Genomic DNA, 17,982 nt, shown 5'->3' with positions numbered 1-17,982 from the left:
CGGGGCGGTCAGTGCACGCGGGCGAGGAAGCCCTTGGTGCGGTTGTGGGTGGGATGGTCGATCACGTCCTCGGGGGGACCCTGCTCGACGATCACGCCGCCGTCCATGAAGACGACGGTGTCGGCGACGTCGCGCGCGAACGCGATCTCGTGCGTGACGATCACGAGGGTCGTGCCGGCCTCGGCGAGGTCGCGGATGACCGACAGCACCTCCTCGACCAGCTCGGGGTCGAGGGCGCTCGTGGGCTCGTCGAACAGGAGCACGGTGGGCTCGAGGGCGAGCGCGCGGGCGATCGCGACGCGCTGCTGCTGGCCGCCCGACAGGCGCCGCGGGTACTCGTCGGCCTTGTCGGCGAGGCCGACGCGGGCCAGCAGCGCGCGGGCCCTGTCCTCGGCGGTGCGACGGTCGACGCCGAGGGCGCGGCGCGGCGCCTCGGCCACGTTCTGCAGGGCGGTCATGTGCCCGAACAGGTGGAAGCTCTGGAACACCATGCCGATGCCGGTGCGCTGGCGCAGGACCTCCTTCTCGGACAGCTCGTGCAGCACGTTCCCGCGGCGCCGGTACCCGATCACCTCGCCGTCGACCGTGACGAGGCCGCCGTCGAGGGTCTCGAGGTGGTTGATCGTGCGCAGCAGCGTGGACTTGCCCGATCCCGAGGGCCCGAGGATCGCGGTGACCTCCCCGGGCTCGACGGTCAGGTCGATGCCGCGGAGCACCTCGAGGTCGCCGAAGGACTTGCGGACACCGCGGATCTCGATGCGCCCGCCGCGACGGGCGGCTGAAGACGGCGCGGCCTGTGCGGGAGCCACGCGCTGGACGGGGCCGGTGGGGCGCGTGGTGCCGGTCGTGGTGCTCATACGGAGACCTCCGGGGTGTCGAGGCGGTCGAGCCCCTGGCCACGGCGCCCGGCGCCCGGGGCGCGGCGACCGGTGACGGCGGCGCGCAGGCGCTGGAACGGGGTGGGGGGCAGGGTGCGCACGGCGCCCTTGGCGTAGTGGCGCTCGATGTAGTACTGGGCGACGGACAGGACCGAGGTGATGACGACGTACCAGAGGGTCGCGACCATGAGCATCGGCAGCACCTGCTGGGTGCGCCCGTAGATGAGCTGCACGGTGAAGAACAGCTCCGCGTGGGCGAGCACGTAGACCACCGAGGTGCCCTTGACCAGGCCGATGATCTCGTTGAACGCGCTCGGCAGGATCGCCCTCATGGCCTGGGGCAGCACGATCCGCAGCGAGCGGTCGCGGGCCGGGATGCCCAGGGCGCTCGCCGCCTCGAGCTGGCCGGCGTCGACGGACAGGATGCCGCCGCGGATCAGCTCGGCCGCGTACGCCGCCTGGTGCAGGCCCAGGCCGAGCACGGCCGCGAGCAGCGGGGTCATGAGGTCGCTCGTGCGCACGTCCAGGAGCGAGGCGCCTGTGAGCGGCACGCCCAGGCGCACGCGCTCGTAGAGATAGCCGAGGTTGTACCAGAGCAGGAGCTGGACCAGCAGCGGCGTGGAGCGGAACACCCACGAGAAGCTCCAGGACACCCCGCGGGCCAGCGCCGAGCGCGAGAGCCGCATGAGGGCGAGCACGAGGCCGAGACCGAAGCCGATGACGCCCGCGAGGGCGGTCAGCTTCAGCGTCTCGAGCAGGCCGCGGATGATCGACTGCGCGAAGAACCACTCGCCGACGACCCCCCACTCCCAGCGGGGGTTCGTGACGAGGGAGAACGCGACCGCGACGACGATGACGCCGGCGATCGCGGTGAGCACGAGGCGCCCGGGGTGGCGGGCCGGCGCGATGCGCAGCTGCGCGATGGCGTCGGGGGCCAGCGAGCCGCTCTCGGCGTCGGCGGTCCCGGACGGGGAGCCGCTCGGCACCGGGGCCGTCGGGCCCGCATCGGTGCCGGGACTCCGAAGAGTGGTGGTGGAGCTCATGGCGTCGCCTTCCGGGACGGGAACGAGGGGGCGGGGGTGTGGCGCTCTGTGAACGCCGCGCCGCCATAGCTTGCGGTGATGGAATCTATAAGCGAACCTAATGGAGACGCAAGGCCCGGCTTTCGAGTCCGCCACACGTCGTCACAAACCCCTCGGAAGGGACTTCTCGCATGAGCTCCGATCTCGCGACCCCCGTGTACCTGGCCGTCATCGGCGGCGGCCCGCGCGCCCTCGGGATCCTCGAACGCATGTCCGCGAGCGCGCCGCTGCTCGCCGGGCGTGCGCTCGTCGTCGACGTCGTCGAGCCGCACATGCCCGGGGCCGGGCGCATCTGGGACCTCACGGAGAGCCCCCTGCTGCTCATGAACTCGCGGGCCCAGGACGTGACGATCTTCACGGACGAGACGGTGCGCATGGACGGCCCGGTCGTGGCCGGCCCCACGCTCGCCGCATGGGCCGAGGAGATCCGGGCGGGCCGGATCGCCCAGCCGACCGCCGCGACCGATCTGCGCGCCGAGATCGACGGCCTGCGCGCCGACTCCTTCGCGAGCCGGCGGCTGCAGGCCCTCTACCTCGAGTGGTTCACGGGCCGCGTGCTCGCCGCGCTGCCCGGCACGATCGAGGTGCGCGTGCACCGGACCCTCGCCGAGGGCGTCGAGGACCTCGGCGCGGAGCGCTCGGCCACCGCGGAGCGTGCGACCGGCGAGCGCGCGACCAATGCGGAGGGGGTCGGCGCGGGGTCGGCACACGCCGCGGAGGGGCCGTGGCGCGTGCTGCTGGCCGACGGCGGGCACCTCGAGGCCGACCTGCTGCTCGTGACCGTCGGACACACCGACGCCCGCCCCACCCCGGCCCGCCACGCGCTCGCGGCCTTCGCCCGCCGCCACGGCGGTGCCTACGTCCCGCCGTCGGCGGCGCGCGACGTCGACCTGTCCGGCATCGCCGCCGGTCAGGACGTGATCGTGCGGGGCATGGGGCTCGCCTTCGTCGACCTCCTGTCCCTGCTCACCGAGGGCCGCGGGGGGCGCTTCGAGCCGTGCCCCGGCACCGGCCGCCAGGGCCGCCTGCGATACCTCGCCTCGGGCGAGGAGCCGCACGTGTGGGTGGGCTCGCGCCGCGGCGCCCCCTACCACTCCAAGGTGGCCGACGAGTCGGTGCCCGCGGGCCCCGGCGACCTCGTGCACCTGACCGCGCAGGCGATCGCCGCGCGCGAGGACGCCGAGGGCCGGGTGCGCTTCCGCGAGGACGTGCTGCCGCTCATCGACGCGGAGATCCGTCGGGCCTACCCGCCGGCGCCGCCGGTCGAGAAGGACGCCGAGCTGCGCTGGCTCGACGACCCGCTGGCCTGGCTCGTGGCCGACGACTCGTGGGTCCCGCGCGACCTGCTGCCCCCGTGCGACGCCCGCCGCCTCACCCGCGACGCCGTCGTGCACCATCTCGAGAACGACCTGCGCTCGCGCACCGGCGCGGACACGCACGACGAGCGGGCGCTGTTCCAGGTGCTGCTGCGCATCACGGGCGCCCTCGTGGACCTGCTGCCCGCCGACCGGCTGCACGACGACTCCTCGGGCGACTACCCCGCGTGGTGGCACTCGGTGTTCAGCTTCGTGGACTCGGGCCCGCCGCCGCACCGCCTCGAGCAGCTGCTCGCGCTCGAGCGCGCCGGCGTCGTCACCTTCCTCGGCCCCCGCCTGCGGGTCCGCACCGACGAGACGACCGGACGCTTCGTCGCCGAGGGCGGCACCGGCACGCGCGTCGAGACGAGCGCCCTGATCGACGCGTTCCTGCCCGAGCAGACCCTGGGGGAGTCGACGAACGCGCTGCTGCGCTCCTTCGTGGGCGCCGATGCGTCCGCCGCACCCCTCGTGCGGGGCCGCGAGGCCGCGGCGGCGCCGGGCCGGCTCGAGATCGATGCCGGGCAGCACATGGTGCGGCCCGACGGCACCCCCTACGCGACGATCTGGGCGGCCGGCCCATGGACCTCCGAGCTGCCCTTGGGCGCCTTCACCCGCCCCCGCACGAACGCGCCGGTGTTCCGGCGCAACGACGCCCTGGCACGGTCGATCCTGCGCACCGCCGCCGGTCTCTCCGTCTCCCCGCGGCCCCGCGCCGCGGCATCATCCGTGCCCGGTACGCGGGAGCGGCCGACGATCGCGATCCTGGGCCCCGGCCGCATCGGCACCGCCCTGGCGCGTCTGGCCGTGCGGCGCGGCCTCGACGTGCGGATCGCCGGTCGGCAGGGGCCGGCCACGCTGCGCGAGCGCGTCCCCGCGGCCCATCCCATCGCGGTCGAGCAGCTCGGCACGTGCGACGTCGTGGTGCTCGCCGTGCCCCTGCACGTCGCGCTCGCGACGGATCCCGCGGCGCTCGCCGGCGCCGTCGTGATCGACGCGACCAACGCCTGGGGCGACCTCGACGCGGCACGGCTCGCGGACCGGTCGGGCTCGACGAGCGAGATCGTCGCCGAGCACTTCGCGCAGTCGGCCGTCGTCAAGACCCTCAACCACATCGGCTACCACGACGTCGAGACCCATGAGGCGGGCCTGCGGCATCGCGGAGCCCCGCGGGCGCTCGCGCTCGTGGGCGACCACGCCGACGCGCTGCGGCGCGCGAGCGGTGTGCTCGAGGCGCTCGGCTTCGAGCCGGTCGTGCTCGGCGCGCTCGCCGACGGCCGCGCGCTCGAGCCCGACGGCGACCTGTTCACCGGCTGGGCCACGCGCGCCGAGCTCGAGGCACGGCTCGCCCACCGTCGCGAGCGGGCCACCGCCGCCTGAGGCAGGTTGTCGCGGGTTGAGCCGGTCGCTGCTGCCTGGGCGGCGCCGCTGCCTGAGCCAGGCCGCCGCGTGCTCAGCGTGGCTCGGGCCGGGCCGCTGCTACCCGGGCCGAATTGCCGTTGCCTGGGGGGATCGCTCCAGCCTGGGTCGGTCCACCGCCGCCTGAGCCGGGCCGTCGGTCGGTGTGCTCCGGGGCTCCGTCGCCGCCGGGGGTCCTGAGGCAGGGCGGCCATCAGGGGTCGAGATCGCCGTGTCGGGTGCTGAGGAGCGCTCCGGCCAGATCGAGATCGCCTTTTCGGGCGGAATTCGGCGAGAATTCCGCCCGAAGAGGCGATCTCGATGAGGGGGCGGACCGCCCGTCGCGCCCCCTCCGTCAGATCCGCCCCGCATGATCGCCGAGAGGAGAGCTCTCCGGGGCCGCGGAGGAGCAGCAGGCGCTGCCCGGCCTGGGCCGTCGGGCTCGCGCGGGTTGGCCGGATCTGCGCCTGCCCGACACGAGGCGTTCACCGCGATGTGTCGTCCGCGTCACACGGGCCCACAAGAGTCGAGGCCTGCCCCCGTCGCCCCGGGGGTCGGCCCCGCGCCGCGAACGCCCCTCGGCTGTGCCGAGCGGCGGCACGACGTCCCGGACATCCCGAGGAGATCGGCGACGCGCGTGCGGCGGGAGCCGGCGCCAGGACGTGACCCCTCCTCCTGAAAGGCCGCGCCATGCCCCTGCGCCTCCCCCTCCTCATGACCGACCACGTCGCCGGCAAGCGATCCGCCGTCACGTGCGCCCTCAAGTGCGACAACCAGTGCTTCGGCCCGACCTGCAACACCTCGTCGAACGGCTACTTCCGGGACATCGCGGCGGCGGCCCTCTCGCGTCGTGCCCTCCTGGGCGGCGCGGCCGCCGGGGCGGTCGCGATCGCCGTCACGACCGGGACGCAGGCCGCTCCCGCCCAGGCCGCCGGCCCTGGCGTGCTGCCCGCCGAGGGCGGCGGCCCCGCCGGGTCGCCCCTCGAGTTCGACGCCATCTCCCCGGTGCTGCTCAAGACCGACGAGTTCACGGTGCCCGAGGGGTTCGCGTGGCACCCGATCATCCGGTGGGGCGACAAGCTGTGGTCCGACGCCCCCGACTTCGACTGGGACGCCCAGAGCGGCGAGACCCAGAGCGTGCAGTTCGGCTACAACAACGACTACACGGAGATCCAGGAGGTCCCGGGTTCGGACGGCCTGCGGGCCGTCATGTTCGTCAACCACGAGTACACCAATGAGAACATCATGCTGCCGCCGCACACCGACGCGGCGACGATCACGGAGGTCGGGCTGGCCGCCCACGGCCTCACCGTCGTCGACCTCGAGCGCGACGACCGCCGGTCCCCGTACCGCTACGTGGTCGACGGCGAGCACAACCGGCGGCTGCTCTCGGACACCCCCTACGCGCTGACGGGACCGGCGGCCGGTTCGGACCTGCTCACGACGGTGGACGATCCCTCCGGGCGCGAGGTGCTGGGCACCTTCGGCAACTGCTCCGGCGGCCTCACCCCGTGGGGGACGCTGCTGTCCGGCGAGGAGAACTTCCACGCCTACTTCCGCGCGCCCGGCACCTCGGACGCCGACAAGCGCTACGGCATCACCGACAAGGCGACCGCCCGCGGCTGGGAGAACACCCACGCCCGCTTCGACACCCGCACCCCCGGCTACGAGAACGAGACGAACCGCTTCGGCTGGATCGTCGAGGTCGACCCGTGGGACCCGACCTCGACGCCGCGCAAGCACACGGCGCTCGGGCGCTTCAAGCACGAGGGCGCCAACGTCATCGTCGCCGAGAACGGCCACGTCGTCGCCTACTCCGGCGATGACGAGAAGTTCGACTATCTCTACAAGTTCGTCTCCCACGGCACCTACGTCGAGGGCGACCGGAAGCACAACATGACGCTGCTCGAGGAGGGCGACCTCTACGTCGCGCGCTTCACAGGCAATTCCCCGGCCGCCGAGATCGACGGCACCGGCGCGGTGCCCGCCGACGGCTCCTTCGACGGCAGCGGGGAGTGGATCCCGCTCGTCGTCGGCGGCCGGTCCCGCGTGCCCGGCTTCTCGGTCGAGGAGGCGCTCGTGCACACGCGTCTCGCCGCCGACGCGGTGAGCCCCACCAAGATGGACCGCTGCGAGGACGTCGAGCCGTCGCTCGCCTCGCGCCGCGTCTACGTCGCGTGCACCAACAACTCCGACCGCGGCGCCTCGGGCAAGGCCGCCCCGGACGAGGCCAACCCGCGCCGCGAGAACCGCGACGGGCACGTGGTCGAGATCGACGAACAGGGCGACCAGACCTCCACGACCTTCGCCTGGAACCTGCTCCTGGTGTGCGGCGACCCCGCGCAGGGCGACGTGACCTACTTCAGCGGCTTCCCGCGGGACAAGGTCTCCCCGATCTCGTGCCCCGACAACCTCGCCTTCGACTCCGTGGGCAACCTCTGGATCTCGACCGACGGCGCGCCCGACGGCATCGGCTACAACGACGGCCTGTTCCGGGTGACCCTCACGGGCGACGCGCGCGGCCGCGTCGAGCAGTTCCTGTCCGTCCCGGCCGACGCCGAGACGTGCGGCCCCATCGTGCGCGACCAGGACCGGACCGCCTTCGTCTCGGTCCAGCACCCCGGCGAGGAGGGCAGCTACGAGGAGCCCACCTCGATGTTCCCCGAGTTCGAGAAGGGGTCCGGCCCGCGGCCGACGGTCGTCCAGGTCCTGCCGACCCCGCGTCCCACCGCCTTCACCGACGTGCCCGAGGGCACGATGTACTACGACGAGATCATGTGGATGGCGTCGGAGGGCATCACGACGGGCTACCCCGACGGCACGTTCCGGCCGCTCAGCCCCGTCAACCGCGACGCGATGGCCGAGTACCTCTACCGCCTCGCGGGCGCGCCGGCGATCACGCCGCCGCGCACCCAGCCGTTCACGGACGTCAGGCCGGGGATGGAGCACTACGAGGCGATGATCTGGGCCTACCAGCAGGGCATCGCCCAGGGCTTCGGCGACCGCACCTTCCGCCCCACGGCGCCGATCGCGCGGGACGCGATGGCCGCGTTCCTCTACCGCTACGCGGGCAGCCCCGAGACGGCCGCCCCGACGTCGCCCCCGTTCACCGACGTGCCCGCGCGATCGCAGTTCGCACGGGAGATCGCGTGGCTGAAGGCCGAGGGCATCTCGACCGGCTGGGCCGACGGGACCTATCGGCCTCTCGCGCCCATCCACCGTGACGCCATGGCGGCGTTCCTCCACCGGGCGACCGTCACCCGGCGGATCAGCTTCCGCAAGGCCGGCTGAGCGCACGGGGGCACGGGCGGCCGCCCGTGCCCCCGTGCGGCGCGTGGTGCGGGGGCGGGGGCGGGAGCGGGAGCGCATCCGATCGGGCTCGCACCGTGCGGCGACGACCGGACCCCGACCCGTGCCTGGATCGAGATCGCCTTGTCGGGCGGAATTCGGCGAGAGTTCCGCCCGACAAGGCGATCTCGATGGGCGTCGATGGGGGGCGACGCGAGCTCGACGAGGAGTCGGATCGCCCGCCCCCGCGTCGACCGCCCGCCCGCGTCAGCTGTCGATCGTGGTCGTGCTCGAGGACGTGCCGGTCGTGGACGAGGTCCCGGACGAGTCGGTCGAGTCCGAGGTTCCGGTCGAGTCGGTGCTGCCGCTCTGCTGGCCGGGGCCGCCCTGGCCGCCCGAGGGAGCCTGTCCGCCACCGGCACCCATGCCGCCCCCGCCTCTCTGCGTGCCGAGCTGGTCGACCGAGGTGATCTCGGTGCCGTTGGCGGTCAGGGTGGCGCCGTCGAGCTCCACGTCTCCGTTGGCGTCGACGGGCCCGTCCCCGCCGTTGTCGGCGCTCGTGATGGTGATGGTGCCGCCGAGCAGGCTGATCGTGCCGTTGGAGTCGAGCCCGTCGAAGTCGGCGTCGACCGTGAGGGTCCCGCCCGAGATCAGCATCTCCGAGCCGTCGTCCTCCTCGGAGCCGCCGCCCGGGCCCTGCTGGGCGGTGTCGGTCGCGTCGTTGCTCGCCGAGTCCTCCGCGGCCGCCTCCTCGGCGGTCGTCGCGGCGGTGGCGTTGAGCCCGTCGTCGCTCGCGACCACCGAGGTGTCCCCGCCCGTGATCGACACGTTCTGGGCCTCGATGCCTTCAACCGACTGCTGGATGTCGAGCGTGCCGCCCGCGACCTGCACGGCGCGCTCGGCGTCGATGCCGTCGTCGCCCGAGTCGATCGTGATCGAGCCGCCCGTGATGAGCACCCAGCCGCGATCGGCGTCCTCGTAGTTGTCGGACTTGAGCGCGTCGCCGCCCGAGGTGAGGGTCAGCGTGCCGTCGAGCACCGACACGTAGTCCTTCCCGCGGATCGCGTCGTCGGCGGCGGTCACGGTGATCGTGCCCGACGCGATGACCAGCCCGTCCTTGGTCGAGATGCCGTCGTTGGTGTTGCCCGTGACGTCGAGCGAGCCGGTGCCGGCGATCGTCAGGTCGCTCACCGACGCGATCGCGGCGACGGGGGTGGAGTCGTCCGCGACCTCGTAGTCCGTGCCGTCGGCGACCGTGTTCGACGAGCCGTCGGCGAGGTCGATCGTGACCTCGTCCGCGCTCGTGACCGCAATGGCGGTCCCGTCGGCGTTCGTGATGGAGGCGCCGTCGAGGATGAGCGTGACCGTCTCGTTGTCGGGGGCCCCGACGACCAGCTGGCCGTCGCTCAGGGTGCCGGAGACCCGGTACACGCCGCCGGCGGTGATCGTGACGGTCGAGCCGTCGACGCTCACGCCGTCCGCGTCGGAGGTCGAGCCGGCGTCGGCCAGGGTGATGTCCTGGACGTCGGCGTCGTCCCACGTGAGGTCGTCGTCGTCGACGTGGGTGTCGAGGGTCGACAGGTCCGTGGTCGACGTGATCGTGCTCGTCGCGCTGGTCGAGGCCGACGTCGACGTGGCCGTCTCGGTGAGCGCCGTCGCGCTGCTGCACGCGGCGAGCGCGAGGGCGCCCGCGGCGAGGGCGGCGGCGACGGTCGCGCGCCGCACCGACCGCAGCGGGCCGCGGCGGCGGTGCGCGCGGGCGGCGGTCGTCCGCGGCGCGGCAGAACGGGCGGCGGTGTCGTCGTGCGAGCTGTCGTCGGGGGTGCCGGGGGCGGGCGTGGTGGTCATCGTGGTTCCTTCCGTGGCTGGATGGCACCAGCCTCGGGGCGCAGGCTGTGCAGGGCCTATGCTGGGCACAGGCCCGTCATGTGAGGGCGCCGACCGCGTGGTCGCCCGGATGTCACCGGTGCCGTCTAGGGTCGAGCTGTCCGCAGCATCCGGATCGAGGAGGACCCCATGACCGACAGGACCGAGCTGTCCCAGCACGATGTCGTCGAGACCCTGCGGAAAGCGAAGTGGGTCATGCTGACCACCGCGCTCGCCGACGGCACGCTGCTGTCCCATCCGATGAGCCCGCAGGAGGTCACCGACGACACCGATGTCTGGTTCTTCCTCTCTCTGGACGGGGACCAAGCCGACGCGCTGCGCGCAGGCCCCCCTGTGAACATCGCGGTCTCGGAGGCCGGCAGCTGGTTGTCCGTGGCCGGGCGCGCCGAGTTCGTCGAGGACCGGGCGAAGGTCGACGAGCTGTGGAACGACGAGGCCGGAGCATGGTTCGAGGGCGGCAAGGAGGATCCGAGCCTCGGACTGGTGCGGGTGACGGGCGACTCCGCGCAGTTCTGGGGACTCCCCGGAGGCAAGGTCTCGGCCCTTGCGCAGATCGTCAAGGCGAAGGTGACCGGCGACCGCGTCCCCGGCGGTACCTCGACCACGGAGCTGTGAGCGGGTGAGCACGCCACCGGAGGAGGCTCTTGCGGACCGGACGCTCTCGGCCGATGTTGCGCCCTCCCTCGACGCGCCGTCGAACGGGGCTGCTGTCCGCGTGCTCGTGACGGGCGCGTCCGGCTACGTGGGCGGACGCCTCGTGCCCGTGCTGCTCGACGCCGGTGCCCGGGTGCGCGTGTGCGGCCGTCATCGTGCGGCGCTCGAGGCCCGCGAGTGGTCCGAGCGCACGGAGGTGGTCGAGGCCGACCTCGCCGACCGCATGTCCGTGCGTCGCGCCGTCGACGGCATCGACGTCGTCGTCTTCCTGGTCCACGCCATGGGCGGGGGCGCTGGCTATGCCGATCGGGAGGCGCGCATGGCGCGGATCATGGCGGAAGAGGCTGAGCGTGCCGGGGTCTCCCGCCTCGTCTACCTCTCCGGGCTGCATCCCGAGACCGACGACCTGTCCGAGCACATGGCGTCCCGCGAACGGGTAGCCGAGATCCTGCGCGAGGGTGGTGTGCCCACGCTCGTGGTGCAGGCCGCGACCGTGATCGGAGCCGGGTCGGCGAGCTTCGAGATCATCCGTCACCTCGCCGAGCGCCTGCCCGTCATGCCCGCGCCGAGCTGGGTCGCCAACCGCATCGAGCCGGTCGCGATCGCGGACGCCCTGCACTATCTGAAGGAGGCGGCGCTCGCCTCCGGCGAGCTCGAGGGCACGTACGAGATCTCCTCCGGCGAGTCCGAGCTGCGCTTCATGGATCTGCTCACCCAGTACGCCGAGGTCGCGGGCCTGTCGGCGCGCCACGTGATCCCGCTGCCGATCCCGGCTCCGCTGCTGTCGGGTTTCTGGATCGGGATGGTCACGCCGGTCCCGCTCTCGATCGCCGTCCCGCTCGCGCAGTCGATGAAGGATGAGGCCGTCGCGCACGGGCATGCGCTCGACGAGGTGGTGCCCCCTCCGCCGGGCGGCCCGACGCCCTATCGGGAGGCGGTGCGCGAGGCCCTCGTCCAGCAGAAGAGCGGTGACCTCGCGACCACCTGGGACGGTGATGTCGCGATGGCCCAGGGCCCCGAGGCAGCGCTCCCGGAGGATCCGGACTGGGCGGGCCACACCGTCTACACCGACGAGCGCACCCGCACCGAGGACGGTATCGACCCGGCGGCGGTGTGGGAGGTCATCGAGGGGATCGGCGGCACGAGCGGCTGGTACTCCACACCGCTGCTGTGGCGCCTGCGCGGGGTGATGGACCGGTTGCTCGGCGGCTACGGCCTGCGCCGCGGGCGCCGCGACGCGGCGCACCTGCGCGTGGGCGATGCGGTGGACTGGTGGCGCGTCGAGGCGATCGAGCCGGGCCGCCGCCTGACCCTGCGCGCCGAGATGCGGATGACGGGACGGGCGTGGCTGCAGCTCGGAGTGACCGAGGACGACGGGTCGACGACCTATCACCAGCGCGCCGTCTACTTCCCCGACGGCCTGATCGGGCGCCTCTACTGGTGGGGCATCTACCCGTTCCACGCCCTCGTGTTCCCGTCGATGGCACGACACATCATGGCCGAGGCGCGCACACGCTCGACCACGCGCGGCTGAGGCGGCGGGCGCCGCCCTCAGGAGGCGCGCACCGTCAGGGCGCCGAGCGTGCGTGCCCACCGGTTGGCGGCCAGGTGGTCGCTCAGCAGGGCCAGGCCGGTCGCGTACTTGGACAGCCGCAGCGGCCGATGCCCCTCGGACCACAGGAAGCGGTCCGCGGCACCCGGGCTCGTGCCCGCCTTGGTCTCGATGACCACGAGATCCTCGAGGGTGTGGGAGCCGCTGGCCCGCGGGCGCCGTACGTGCACCTCGTTGGACTGGACCTCGTCCCCCGTGCGCAGATCGGTCCACGTCAGCTCGGCGTCGATCGTCAGGCGCGACTCCTCCCCGGCCAGCAGGAGCGTCGTGCGGTCGTACGCGGTCGACAGGATGGGCAGCAGCCGCCCCTCGGGGGCGGGCACCTCGGCGGCCCGCAGCTCCTCGAGCACGAAGCCGAGGGCCTCCCCGGCCAGCGGGCGACGCGTGGGCGACGAGGCGGGCAGCTCGGCGCGGACCTTGCGGGACTCCCCGCGGCCCGTGCGCGTCTTGACCTCGAGGTAGGACGCGCTCGTGTCGAGGTAGTCGCGACGGCGCACCTTGAACCGTCGGCGTCTGCCGGTCGCGGCGCCGCGGTAGGACACGAGGTCCAGGCTGTCGTAGTAGGTCGAGCGGTAGGCGAAGGCCCGGCGGCCGTCGATCTCGAGCACCCGGAGCCCGCCGTCGAGCGCATGGACCAGCCGGTGCGCGGTGTCCAGCGGCACCAGGTACTTGCGGTCGACCCGCGTCATGAGGGCGGCGCGAGCGGTGAGCTCCTCGAGGCCGATGGGGGCCAGACCCCACGTTCCCGTGCTCATCGCGCGCTCGCCGCGGAGAGCATCTCCCGCTCGGGAGCCCCGGCCGCGGTGGCCTCGGGGACCTCGACGGCAGGGCGCTCGGCGACCGCCGAGCGGGAGGCGCCGGAGGGCACCCGGTAGCGGACGTCGACCGTGGTCGTGTCGGTCACGAGGTCCAGGCGGCTGACGGAGAGGGCGGTGACGTGCGCCCCGAGCAGCGACTCGAGGTGCGCCCGCAGCTGCGCCTCGTCCCGGATCGCGCGGTCCACGACGATCACCTGGCGGCGGTGCGAGGCGAGCAGGGCAGGATGGTCGATGAGGGTCATGGTCGCCACGATCAGGGCCATGAACAGCGCGGACAGCCACATCGGGCTGATACCCAGGCCGCCGATGAGACCGAGTGCGAGGAACGCGAAGTAGTAGGCGATCTCGTGCTGGGCCAGCTCGTCGGATCGCAGCCGGATGATCGACAGCACGCCGAACAGCCCCAGTCCCAGGCCCGCCGTGACCGCGGAGTTCGCGAGCAGCGCGGCGACGGCGAGCACGCCGACGTTGATGCCGAAGAAGGCGACCACGAGATCGCGGCGACGGTGGCGCGGCCAGTACACGGCGAACGTCAGGATCGTCGCGGCGATCAGGTCGAGGGCGTACAGGGGAAGTGCGGTGGTCATGGCAGGCTCCTGGGATCGATGGACGAGCCGCCCGGGTCCGGGCGCGGGCCCGAGGGAGGGGACCCGGCGCCCGGCAGCTCCGGGCGGCTCGCGGGACAACGTTCCCGAGCCCGGCTGTGCATCGCCTATGACGGGCCTGTCGCGGCTGTATGAGGTGCGACGACGATGAGGTGCGACGACGATGAGTTGGGACGGCGCCGCCGGGTCACGCGGTTGTGATGATCTCCAGCTCGAAGCCCTGCGCGTTCTCGACGAACAGCGCGGCGTGGTCGGGGCCGCCCGCGTGGGGGTAGCGGTCCTCGAACAGCTCGGACCAGCCGTGCGCGGCGGCGTCGGCGCGCAGACGATCGAGGGCGGCACGGTCAGGTGCCGTGAGCGCGAGGTGGTTCAGGCCCGGCCGCATCCGATCGTGGTCGGTGTCGATGACGGCCGGGGACTGCTCGAGCACGAGATACACGCCCGCAGGGTGGTGCCAGGTGCGACCCTCGGGCCACTCGGGGTCGTGGCGCGTCTCCCAGCCCAGCTCGCCGAGGAGCCAGTCGAAGGAGGGCGCGATCGAGAGATCGTGGGTCCACAGCTCGATGTGGTGGAGGGGGCCGGACATGCCCGCAGCGTAGACGGCGCTGGCGCCTGTCGGTGCGGTGTGTGACGTCAGCGCAGAGGGCTGCGGGACCGGTGCCGGGAGTTCCCCAGCCCGCCGGTGTCCCCGAGGTGGTCGATCACGGCGCGCAGGGCCTCGTGCGTGGAGCGGCTCGGCTCCCAGCCCACGACGGCGCGGATCCGCTCGGTGGACATGACGGGCGTGAGGACGGCCATGTCGACCCAGCCCGGATCGGTCGGTTCGAGCCGCAGCCGATAGGCGGCGGACACGAGGGCGCGCACGAGAGGGACGGGCACCGGGAGCCAACGGCGGGCTCCGAGCACGGTCCCGAGGGTGTCCGGGCCCAGCGGCGGGTCGGCGGCGACGTTGAACGCCCCGCCCGCGTGCTGCTGGATCACGCGCCAGTACGCGTCGGCGACGTCGTCGGTGTGGACCGCCTGGGTCACGACGCCGCGAGGCCAGGGCACGAGGGGAACGCGCATGCGGGCGACCGCCCTCAGGAGTGAGCGCGGAGCCAGCGCCCCGAGGAAGTAGTCCCGGATCTCGGGCCCGGCCTCCTCCTGGAAGATGAGGCCGGGTCGCAGGCGTGTCACGAGCATCTCGGGGTGGGACGTCGAAACCTCGTCCAGGATCGCCTCGACCTCGGCCTTCTGGCGGCCGTAGTGGGATGCCGGGGCACCGCAGGTCGGGAACGACTCATCCTGGGGACCCGGCCCGGGCGCGACGCGATCGGGTCGACCGTAGGCGCCCACGCTCGAGGCGTACACGAGGTGGGGGACGCCTGCCGCGGCAGCGGCCTCGAACACACGCCGGGAGCCGTTGACATTGATGCGGCGCAGGGCGACATTGTCGCGGTTGGGGCGGATCACCCAGGCGAGGTGGACGACCGCGTCGGCACCGCGCATCGCCTCGACGAGCGCGGGGGCGGAGGCGGCCTCTCCGATGTCGAGGCGATGCCAACGCACGTTCTCGTACGGCTCACCGGTGCGGTCAGGGCCGTTGCGCGACACTCCCGCGATGGAGGTCACCTCGTCGGCCGCGTGCAGGCGGCGTAGCAGCGCGGTCCCGACGTTGCCGGTGGCTCCGATGATCACGATATGCATGAGAACTCCTCGTGGCGGGGTGGGCGCATCGGGTCGATGTGCCAGCCACGCTAGAGGCAGGGTGTCGTCCGTCGGCACTGCGGGACCGATCGGTCGGGTCTGCCACCTCGTTCATCTGATCGGGCGACTCGTCCCCAGGGCGTCCTCGGGCAGGGGCCCGTCGCTCGTGTCCCCGCGCATCCGCTTGAGCACGTTCTCCGCGCTGATCAGGCACATCGGCAGCCCGACACCGGGCACGGTGGTCGCTCCGGCATAGAGCAGCCCGGCGACCTTACGGCTCGCGTTCGAGCCGCGCAGGAAGGCCGACTGGCGCAGCGTGTGCCCGGGCCCCAGGGCGTTGCCCCGCCACGAGTGGAAGTCCGCGGCGAAGTCGCCCGGGCCGATGGTGCGGCGCACGCGCACCCGCTCGGCGAGGTCGGGGATGCCCGCCCAGCCGGCGATCTGGGCGATCGCGGCATCGGCGGCGGCCTCGACGCGCGCCTCGCCGTGCCTGTCGACGCCTCCGCGTCCGATGCTCTCGCCGTCCTCGGCGTCAGGGGAGACGGGGATCAGGACGAACAGGTTCTCGGTGCCCGACGGTGCGATCGACGGATCCGTCGCCGAGGGCTTGCACACATAGAGGCTCGCGGGATCGGGCACCGTCGGGCGCTCGGCGAACACCTGGGCGAAGTTCGCGTCCCAGTCCTCGGTGAAGAACAGGTTGTGGTGGGTCAGCTCGGGCAGACGCCCCTCGACGCCCAGCAGGGCGAGCACCGCCCCCGGCCCGGAGGTGCGGCGGCGCCAGGTCGCAGCGGGGTAGGTGCGCAGCTCGGCGGGCAGCAGGGCGGTCTCGGTGTGGTGGAGGTCCGCGGTGGACACGACCACCTCCGCGTCGAGCTGCTCGAGCCGTCCGCCGTCCTCCCCCGTGCGCAGCGTGACGCCCGTGGCGAGGGCGCGGCGGCCCGGTCGCCGCGCGGTGCGGATCGCGGTGACCTCGTCCCCGGTGCGGATCTCGACGCCGGCCTCGCGCGCGAGACGCTCGAGCGCCTGCACGAGCCGCGTGAACCCGCCGAGCGGGTAGCGCACGCCGTCCTCGAGGTCCATCGCGCTCATGAGGTGATACAGGCTCGGCGTGGTCCGCGGTGTCGCCGCGAGGAAGACGGCGGGGTAGCCGAGGATCTGCCGCAGCCGGGTGTCGGCGACGGTGCGGGCGGCGCGCGCGTGCAGCGACTCCAGCAGCAGGCGGCTCAGGGTGGCCGCGCGGGGGAGCACGTGCGCGAGGGTGCGCGCCGGGACGCGCGAGAAGGTCGTGTAGAGGAACGAGCCGACGGCCAGCTCGTAGGCCTCGCGCGCCGAGTCGAGATACCGGCCGATGGCCTCTCCTGCGCCCGGCTCGACGCTCTCGAACAGCGCCCGGACCCGGTCCCGCCCCGACACCACGTCGAGCGGCGTCTCGTACGCCTCTCCGAACACGCGGTAGGCCGGGTCGAGGTCGACGAGGTCCAGGTGGTCCTCGACCCGGGTGCCGAGCAGGCCGAAGAAGTGCTCGAAGCACTCGGGCATGAGGTACCACGACGGCCCCGTGTCGAAGGTGAAGCCGTCGCGCTCCCACGTGCCGGCCCGCCCGCCGAGCACGTCGCGGCGCTCGACGAGCGTCACGGTGTGGCGGTCGCGGGCCAGGAGCGCGGCGGTCGCGAGCCCCGCGACACCGCCGCCGATCACGACGACCCGGCTCACGGCCCGGTCCCCGCGCCGCCGGAGCCCGACGCACGACGAGCCTCGTCCCCGGTCCGCGGCCGGGCTCCGCGGCCGCGCCGCTCGACGGCGGCCGCGCGGGCCACGACGAGCGCCTTGCGAGCATCGGGCACGCGAACCCGCGTCGTCAGCAGCGTGCTCGCGGGGACGCGGGCCAGGCACCGGGAGAGCTCGGCGAACAGGTCGTGGGCCGAGAGCACGGCGAGGCGGCTCGAGCCCGGCAGCTCGTCGATCACCGCGCGGGCCGCCGCGAGATCGGCGTCGATGTCCGCGAGCAGCCGGTCGCGGTCGGCGTCGTCCAGCTGCACGGGGTCGACGCCGGGGAAGTAGGCGCGGCCGCGCTCGCCGACGTCGGCCGCGAGATCCCGCAGGAAGTTGACCTTCTGGAAGGCGGCCCCGAGCCGCCGGGCGCCGGTCACGAGGTGCGGCGGCGGCTCGACCGGTGTCTCCGCCGCATCCGTCATGAAGACCCGCAGGCACATCAGCCCGACCACCTCCGCGGAGCCGTAGACGTAGCGCTCGAAGGTGTCCTCGGTGTGCGCGGAGATCGCGAGGTCGGCGCGCATCGCGGCGAAGAAGGGCCGGGTGAGGTCGGTGCCGATGCCCGTCGCGCGGGCCGCGGTCGCGAAGGCGTGGACCACGAGATCGGTGCTGAAGCCGGTGGCGAGCGCCGTCTCCGTCTCGCGCTCGTAGTCGTCGAGGCGCTGCGCGATCACGTCCGGGCCGAGCCCGGCACCGGCGGCGGCGCCGTCGACGATCTCGTCGGCCACCCGCACGAGGGCGTACACGGACCGGGTGCGTCGACGGACCACGCCGTGCAGCAGCCGGGTCGCGAGGCCGAAGGAGGTCGAGTACCGGGCGATCACGGTCGCCGCGGCGGCCTCGGCAGCCCGGTCGTAGTCGTCCAGCGCGGTCCTCGCGGGTCGGCGTAGGCCGACGCGGCGTCGTGGCTCCATCCGGCCAGTACACCACGGCGCCCTGCCCG

The 17,982-nt window shown here is 73.4% G+C and carries 13 protein-coding genes; 4 read left to right on the top strand and 9 right to left on the bottom strand.

Features of this window, described 5'->3' with window-relative positions; genetic code table 11:
- Positions 1-8: 8 nt before the first annotated feature.
- Positions 9-857, bottom strand: coding sequence for an amino acid ABC transporter ATP-binding protein (locus BRM3_RS03310; protein WP_263594679.1), 849 nt, complete (start codon positions 855-857; stop codon positions 9-11).
- The gene (locus BRM3_RS03305) at positions 854-1,921 is read right to left on the bottom strand and encodes an amino acid ABC transporter permease (RefSeq protein WP_263594678.1); all 1,068 of its coding nucleotides are present in this window, start codon (positions 1,919-1,921) and stop codon (positions 854-856) included. Before BRM3_RS03305 ends, BRM3_RS03310 begins: the two co-directional genes overlap by 4 nt.
- 170 nt (positions 1,922-2,091) lie before the next feature.
- Here BRM3_RS03305 and BRM3_RS03300 point away from each other — a divergent pair, with 170 nt between their 5' ends.
- Positions 2,092-4,695, top strand: coding sequence for an FAD/NAD(P)-binding protein (locus BRM3_RS03300; protein WP_263594677.1), 2,604 nt, complete (start codon positions 2,092-2,094; stop codon positions 4,693-4,695).
- 708 nt (positions 4,696-5,403) lie between these two features.
- Positions 5,404-8,004, top strand: coding sequence for an alkaline phosphatase PhoX (locus BRM3_RS03295; protein ID WP_318152438.1), 2,601 nt, complete (start codon positions 5,404-5,406; stop codon positions 8,002-8,004).
- A gap of 264 nt (positions 8,005-8,268) precedes the next feature.
- Here the strand turns inward: BRM3_RS03295 and BRM3_RS03285 are convergent, their stop codons facing one another.
- Positions 8,269-9,849 (bottom strand): carbohydrate-binding domain-containing protein, encoded by a 1,581-nt coding sequence (locus tag BRM3_RS03285; RefSeq protein ID WP_263594676.1) that lies wholly within the window; start codon positions 9,847-9,849, stop codon positions 8,269-8,271.
- A 168-nt stretch (positions 9,850-10,017) separates the two neighbouring features.
- Here BRM3_RS03285 and BRM3_RS03280 point away from each other — a divergent pair, with 168 nt between their 5' ends.
- Positions 10,018-10,503, top strand: a complete 486-nt coding sequence (locus BRM3_RS03280) for a pyridoxamine 5'-phosphate oxidase family protein (protein ID WP_263594675.1) — start codon at positions 10,018-10,020, stop codon at positions 10,501-10,503.
- A gap of 4 nt (positions 10,504-10,507) precedes the next feature.
- Positions 10,508-12,076, top strand: coding sequence for an SDR family oxidoreductase (locus BRM3_RS03275; RefSeq protein WP_263594674.1), 1,569 nt, complete (start codon positions 10,508-10,510; stop codon positions 12,074-12,076).
- 17 nt (positions 12,077-12,093) lie between these two features.
- On the opposite strand, the gene BRM3_RS03270 is transcribed toward BRM3_RS03275, so the two are convergent.
- The 6 genes from BRM3_RS03270 to BRM3_RS03245 form a co-directional block, all read right to left on the bottom strand.
- Complete coding sequence (locus tag BRM3_RS03270) at positions 12,094-12,909, bottom strand: polyphosphate polymerase domain-containing protein (RefSeq protein ID WP_263594673.1); 816 nt, start codon at positions 12,907-12,909, stop codon at positions 12,094-12,096.
- Positions 12,906-13,559, bottom strand: coding sequence for a DUF4956 domain-containing protein (locus BRM3_RS03265; RefSeq protein ID WP_263594672.1), 654 nt, complete (start codon positions 13,557-13,559; stop codon positions 12,906-12,908). The genes BRM3_RS03270 and BRM3_RS03265 overlap by 4 nt, the downstream gene beginning before the upstream one ends.
- A gap of 205 nt (positions 13,560-13,764) precedes the next feature.
- Entirely contained in the window at positions 13,765-14,163 is a 399-nt protein-coding gene (locus tag BRM3_RS03260; protein WP_263594671.1) for a VOC family protein, read from the bottom strand.
- A 47-nt stretch (positions 14,164-14,210) separates the two neighbouring features.
- A complete protein-coding gene (locus BRM3_RS03255) occupies positions 14,211-15,263 on the bottom strand; it encodes an NAD-dependent epimerase/dehydratase family protein (RefSeq protein ID WP_263594670.1) in 1,053 nt (350 codons plus the stop codon).
- Positions 15,264-15,374: 111 nt separating this feature from the next.
- Complete coding sequence (gene crtI / locus BRM3_RS03250) at positions 15,375-16,979, bottom strand: phytoene desaturase family protein (protein WP_263594669.1); 1,605 nt, start codon at positions 16,977-16,979, stop codon at positions 15,375-15,377.
- Positions 16,976-17,953: a squalene/phytoene synthase family protein gene (locus tag BRM3_RS03245; protein WP_263594668.1), complete on the bottom strand. Its 978-nt coding sequence runs from the start codon at positions 17,951-17,953 to the stop codon at positions 16,976-16,978. Before BRM3_RS03245 ends, crtI begins: the two co-directional genes overlap by 4 nt.
- Between the last annotated feature and the right edge of the window lie 29 nt (positions 17,954-17,982).

It is taken from the genome of Brachybacterium huguangmaarense, assembly GCF_025725725.1.
In the GTDB taxonomy this organism is placed as follows: Bacteria; Actinomycetota; Actinomycetes; order Actinomycetales; family Dermabacteraceae; genus Brachybacterium; species Brachybacterium huguangmaarense.
Note: the sequence above shows the minus strand (reverse complement) of the source record. Positions and strands in the feature narration are given on the sequence as shown.

Coding starts and splice junctions, on each gene's coding strand:
- BRM3_RS03280 (WP_263594675.1), top strand. CDS start 10,018: ATGACCGACAGGACCGAGCTGTCCCAGCACGATGTCGTCGAGACCCTG.
- BRM3_RS03270 (WP_263594673.1), bottom strand. CDS start 12,909: ATGAGCACGGGAACGTGGGGTCTGGCCCCCATCGGCCTCGAGGAGCTC.
- BRM3_RS03310 (WP_263594679.1), bottom strand. CDS start 857: ATGAGCACCACGACCGGCACCACGCGCCCCACCGGCCCCGTCCAGCGC.
- BRM3_RS03255 (WP_263594670.1), bottom strand. CDS start 15,263: ATGCATATCGTGATCATCGGAGCCACCGGCAACGTCGGGACCGCGCTG.
- BRM3_RS03305 (WP_263594678.1), bottom strand. CDS start 1,921: ATGAGCTCCACCACCACTCTTCGGAGTCCCGGCACCGATGCGGGCCCG.
- BRM3_RS03245 (WP_263594668.1), bottom strand. CDS start 17,953: ATGGAGCCACGACGCCGCGTCGGCCTACGCCGACCCGCGAGGACCGCG.
- BRM3_RS03300 (WP_263594677.1), top strand. CDS start 2,092: ATGAGCTCCGATCTCGCGACCCCCGTGTACCTGGCCGTCATCGGCGGC.
- BRM3_RS03285 (WP_263594676.1), bottom strand. CDS start 9,849: ATGACCACCACGCCCGCCCCCGGCACCCCCGACGACAGCTCGCACGAC.
- BRM3_RS03260 (WP_263594671.1), bottom strand. CDS start 14,163: ATGTCCGGCCCCCTCCACCACATCGAGCTGTGGACCCACGATCTCTCG.
- BRM3_RS03295 (WP_318152438.1), top strand. CDS start 5,404: ATGCCCCTGCGCCTCCCCCTCCTCATGACCGACCACGTCGCCGGCAAG.
- BRM3_RS03265 (WP_263594672.1), bottom strand. CDS start 13,559: ATGACCACCGCACTTCCCCTGTACGCCCTCGACCTGATCGCCGCGACG.